Source organism: Sphingopyxis sp. L1A2A (assembly GCF_005502465.1).
GTDB lineage: Bacteria > Pseudomonadota > Alphaproteobacteria > Sphingomonadales > Sphingomonadaceae > Sphingopyxis.
Genome location: NZ_SCOT01000064.1, coordinates 1 through 4606, shown reverse-complemented (window position 1 = coordinate 4606; position 4606 = coordinate 1). Strand labels below are relative to the sequence as shown.

The 4606-nt window shown below is 50.9% G+C and carries 4 protein-coding genes and 1 pseudogene; 2 read left to right on the top strand and 3 right to left on the bottom strand.

Translation table 11 applies throughout. From position 1 onward, the window contains the following. Positions 1 to 153, top strand: a 153-nt coding sequence (locus FFS68_RS18265) for a hypothetical protein (protein WP_171003951.1), incomplete at its 5' end; no start/stop codon positions are given. Between the two features lie 276 nt (positions 154 to 429). On the opposite strand, the gene FFS68_RS17665 is transcribed toward FFS68_RS18265, so the two are convergent. Genes FFS68_RS17665 through FFS68_RS17655 form a run of 3 tightly spaced genes read right to left on the bottom strand, consistent with a single transcriptional unit; the run spans position 430 to position 3913 of the window. Next, positions 430 to 1611, bottom strand: a complete 1182-nt coding sequence (locus FFS68_RS17665; RefSeq protein ID WP_137754512.1) for a site-specific DNA-methyltransferase — start codon at positions 1609 to 1611, stop codon at positions 430 to 432. Further along, the gene (locus tag FFS68_RS17660; protein ID WP_137754511.1) at positions 1608 to 2063 is read right to left on the bottom strand and encodes a hypothetical protein; all 456 of its coding nucleotides are present in this window, start codon (positions 2061 to 2063) and stop codon (positions 1608 to 1610) included. Before FFS68_RS17660 ends, FFS68_RS17665 begins: the two co-directional genes overlap by 4 nt. Beyond that, positions 2060 to 3913, bottom strand: coding sequence for a Z1 domain-containing protein (locus tag FFS68_RS17655; protein ID WP_137754510.1), 1854 nt, complete (start codon positions 3911 to 3913; stop codon positions 2060 to 2062). The genes FFS68_RS17660 and FFS68_RS17655 overlap by 4 nt, the downstream gene beginning before the upstream one ends. A 286-nt stretch (positions 3914 to 4199) precedes the next feature. Here FFS68_RS17655 and FFS68_RS17650 point away from each other — a divergent pair. Next, positions 4200 to 4606: pseudogene (locus tag FFS68_RS17650) on the top strand (hypothetical protein); the annotation flags it as partial.

Genomic DNA, 4606 nt, shown 5'->3' with positions numbered 1-4606 from the left:
ACCCCGCCGAAGCGGATGACGCTGGAGCAGGCGATCGCGTACATCGACGACGACGAAATGGTCGAAGTGACCCCGAAAAACATTCGCATCCGCAAGGCGATCCTCGACCCGAACGAGCGCAAGAAGGCGTCGCGCAAGAAGGAAGCGGCATAAGATACAGACCGGCGGCCCCAAAGGCCGCCGGTTTTTCTTTATGTGCGGCCCAATAATGTCCCGTTCGCGCAGATCGACCAGAACCTGCGCGGCATAGCCGTGGCGCGTCTATGCCGCGCCGTGCAACCGCAACCGTATGGACACTGAAGACAGCTGGAGTGAACTGACGTTCGCCGAAAAGTCGGGACCAACCCCGTCTGTCAGCATTGTAAACGGAGGGTAGTAGGTCGGGGAGCCGGGCCTGTGGGAGCGGTGGGACGTCAAGCTAGCCGCTTTTCAGATTTTTGCAAAAGTCATAATGATTTCCTTGCGCATCCGTTTACTGAGTGCGCCTGATGTCGGCGTAGGCAAATATCTACTGCCAGCAGGGAGATCTCTTTCGATCTTGGCCTTCATCTTAAGACCGATGATGTTCGCTGCTTGGGCAATAGCCTCAGAATTCTGAATATAGACCCCCTTTAGACAGGAATTACCCATAACGAAGGTCGCGGTGGCTCTTGTTTTCATAACCCGCGCTATCTCAGCAACCATTGCATGTAGATCAACGACGTAGCGTTCAATCATACCTTGGTGTCGACTGGGCAGAGATGACACCGAACCCATCGCATCCTTGATCGACTGGAATGCGTTTTGATCGAATGGACTGTCGGGCTTACGCTCGCTTCCAATGCTGGCTGATCTTGTGGCTGACAATTCGCCGTAGCGATGGCCCAGCCATATCAACGACATACGATGCCCGCGCATATAGTCGATAGCATTAAGGTAGGGGGGGGATGTTAAAACCGCATCAATGCTTTCATCGGCTAGTCCCGACATTCTTCGAGCGTCACCTCTACTTATAGTAGCACTTCCCTGATTTGGAATCGCTGAAACGCGCTTTCGGACAGCTCGAAGCGACTTCGCAAAGCCTGCAATCACGTCATAACTTGATTCCAGAGAGACGCGATGTGGCCGGCTATGCGATGTATCTTGAGCGAGCGATGCAGCTTGTTTCTTTGTTACAATAATACGGCTTAGGGCGATCCTCCATATGTCTGCAACGTCCGACGGGAGACCAACTTCGTCGCTGTTAGAAAGAAGATAGGCGATCCTACGCAAGTCACGACGCTGCGGCTCTCCAAACCAATATGTAACAAATCGTTCAGCCCCTGGGTCGCCGTCGATCCACGGGAGAGAGACCTTGTCTGCATCGACTGTTTTAGCAATGTCTAGAAATCTTGCTTCCCAGCTAGTAAGGACGTCATCATCTACCGGCGTAGTCCCTACCTTACTGATGAGGACGGCCAAGGGATCAAGGTCGAAGCCGATCGCATCAAGGTTGCGTTGCTTTGCTACCCGGGCGACCGTTCCCGATCCCGTCATAGGGTCGAGCACGATTCCCGACGATAAGCTCTCCAGAGATTTCAAAGCAAGCTCTGGCGCCATCCGCGCCGGGAAAGGATGTATTGATGGTGTCATGTCTGGCCCTGCAATTCGTCAAAGATATCGTGCAGGCCACGCCGTTTCGGACGCGAAAGCTTGCCTCCTGTGCCGTTGACCCGATACATCGTATTTCGATCACGATCCACTCGGACAAAGCTAGTTGTTTCAGCACTTATCGGATTAACAGACCGAAATTCTACCAGGGAAAGGGCGACTGCGCCATCTTGGCCGCATACATGAATTAGCCAAACGCTGTTGCAGCGTTCTGCTAACCGCTCAATCTCAGACAAATTTTCACCGAGATACGTAAACTGCCAAGGCGGCAGGCGTTTGGAACTATGCTTTATGTGAACACCCAAGGAATCGTTGATTCTGTATGTGTTGACGCGCCCCCTATCATCATAGGTTTCGATTTTTAGCGGGCATTTTGATCCGACAATAAGTTCCCTAATTGCCGCTCCGTGATATCGCTCAAATTCTCCGATCATTTCAGATTCTTTATGAACTGCACTGAGCCATCGAATTTGTAAAAAAGTCGAGCCTTTCCTGCATCATTCCTAAATACGCGGAGGAAATGAACCGTGTTTCCAGCTCTGTCGCCATCACGGATGGTAAGGAAACCCTGCCTTCTTTGGATGTCAGCCTTTTCCTGCTCGCTCATGCTCGGGAACATGCCTGCGCTTTGAAAGACTTTGAGCGCTGTTTTTCCGCGAGAAAGCGAGTGCAGAATGAACTCTCGGAGATAGCGAGGAAAAGCAGCATCTCCCAACTTGTCTGCGATCTGATTCACTTTGTCGGCAGCGGAGAGAGAAGAGGCTGCAATGTCGTCCATCTCCGAAGTGAAATCGAAAATCGCGAAGCTCATTTCCCCGCGGTCCAAATCAACCGTCGAATTATCGACGCTGGCGTTTGCCACCGCTGCAATCCGCTGGTCCGCGATCCACACCGGGGAGCCCAAGCCGCTATCAATAGATGCTAGCGCTAGGCGGTGATAGACGAAGCACCTGTGCCAGTCTGCATAAAGAGAAATTGGGATTGTCAGTTCGAAATGGGCCAAATATGCACCTCGACTCCCGAACATTCGAGCCCGCTGAATATATGTATCTTGCTGTAGCTTATTCTTTACGTCTCTTGTAAAAAACATACTGAGAAGATTATTGAAAGTGACTCCTCGCGAAACGATATTTCCGCCGATCACTACCGTGAATAAAGCTGACGGGTTTGTTGCGCTTCCCCCAAAATTCTTAAACGCCGCCTCGCTGTTGAGTACTATAATAGCTCTCCTGCTAATATTAGAGAGAACGTATCGCGTAATATCATCGGCTGAAACATCTAAATAAGTCGACTTCGCTAGATCCCAAATTTCTTTAAGGTATTTTGCAAATTTGCCACTTTTTTGATCTGACAAAACTGAAAATATCTTTCTAATATTTTCTAAATCCGCCTTGTGGTCTATCTTTTTTCCACTTGTGTGAACTAAAAGTGAATAATTTTTTTCTTCGACATTGGTCAGATTCAAGTGCGAAGCATTTATCATGAACCGAAATAGGGCGGCTCTTTCATGTCGAAAATCATCATTTTTATCTGGCATTAAGTAGAGTTTATATTTTAGGCCCGCAATACCGATCTCATCTATATTCATAGGAAAGAAATCGTCTTGCCCTGTGTACATCCTGTGTGGCGGAAACTTAACCCACAACTTCGAATCGTTATTGAATGTGTTATTCAAATTTAGTCGTGCAGGTGTTGCGGTTACCCCAATGTATTGTCCCGTTTCACCAATTATTTTACCAATCAATTCATTGATCGGAGTCTTGTCATTCTTATTTACTAAAGAATTTGGCGTAGCATAGTCCGCTTCATCATCAATGACGACGACTTTCGGCATCTTTCCGATTTTGTTAATGAGATCGCGAAGGTTGTTTCCGTTTTTCTTGCAAAAAACGATAAATGTTCCAGCCTTAACATCTATAGCCGGATCAACAATCTCCATGAAATTTTGGGCGGATGGTGCCAATCCTGAACTATGAAACCGCCCCAGATTTTGCCCCAAGAGATCGACACTGTCATTGAGGAGGTGGACGATAAAACGATAGCCCTCGTCCAGAAGTTTGGCGGTCAAGCAAATCATCATTTCGGTTTTACCGCTTTGCGGCTCGCCATAGACAACGAATGACTTCTGACTCGGACCGGAGAGATTTTTGAGCGCACCTTGAACAGCTAACTCAATACATTCCGTCGAATTGCCAACGTCGCGCAAACGCTGCAACTGACGCTGGTACTGATTACTCGGCTGAGCGCCCGACGTAAATTTTGAAATGTCGAATGCCTCGGACATGATTAGTTCCCCCAAGCTATGAGTTTGGCGAGGAGCGGGGTCAGGAGCAAGCACGAAATCCTCCAAATCGAATTGAGGCAGGCTGGCGGAAGTTGAAACTTCGTCAGTAGTGGTTAGCTCACGACATAGAGAACAAACCATAAACAAAGTCCTTTCCTACAAAATTCCCGTCTGACATATCCTGTCCGGTTTGGCCTCGGCCTCCGCCGTTTCTACCCGCGCAGCGCAGGCTGCGCGCGGTGCGATCGGCGCGCGGGGAGGTTGGTTTTGGACAGGAGGACTCAACATGCAGAACCGCACCCCGATTGCGAAGGAGGCGCGGCCGCCGTTGCCTGATTTTACGCCGGTGCCGCGCAAATACCGGCACGACGGGTGGACGCCCGAGCGGCAGAAGGCGTTTATCGCCGCGCTGGCCGATACCGGGTCGGTCACGCGCGCGGCGGCGATGGTCAATATGGCGCAGGTGAATTGCTATACGCTGCGGCGCGCGCCCGGCGCGGAGAGCTTTCGGCGGGCGTGGGAGGCGGCGCTGGATTTCGGGGTCGCGCGGTTGAAGGACATCGCGTTCGAGCGCGCGATCGACGGCTATCTGGTGCCGGTGTTCGTGGCGGGCAAGCTGATGGGCTTTCGCCGTCGCCACAATGATGCGCTGCTGATGTTCTGCCTGCGCCATTATGGGCAGGATGCGGGGGG

Coding starts and splice junctions, on each gene's coding strand:
- FFS68_RS17660 (WP_137754511.1), bottom strand. CDS start 2,063: ATGATCGGAGAATTTGAGCGATATCACGGAGCGGCAATTAGGGAACTT.
- FFS68_RS17655 (WP_137754510.1), bottom strand. CDS start 3,913: ATGTCCGAGGCATTCGACATTTCAAAATTTACGTCGGGCGCTCAGCCG.
- FFS68_RS17665 (WP_137754512.1), bottom strand. CDS start 1,611: ATGACACCATCAATACATCCTTTCCCGGCGCGGATGGCGCCAGAGCTT.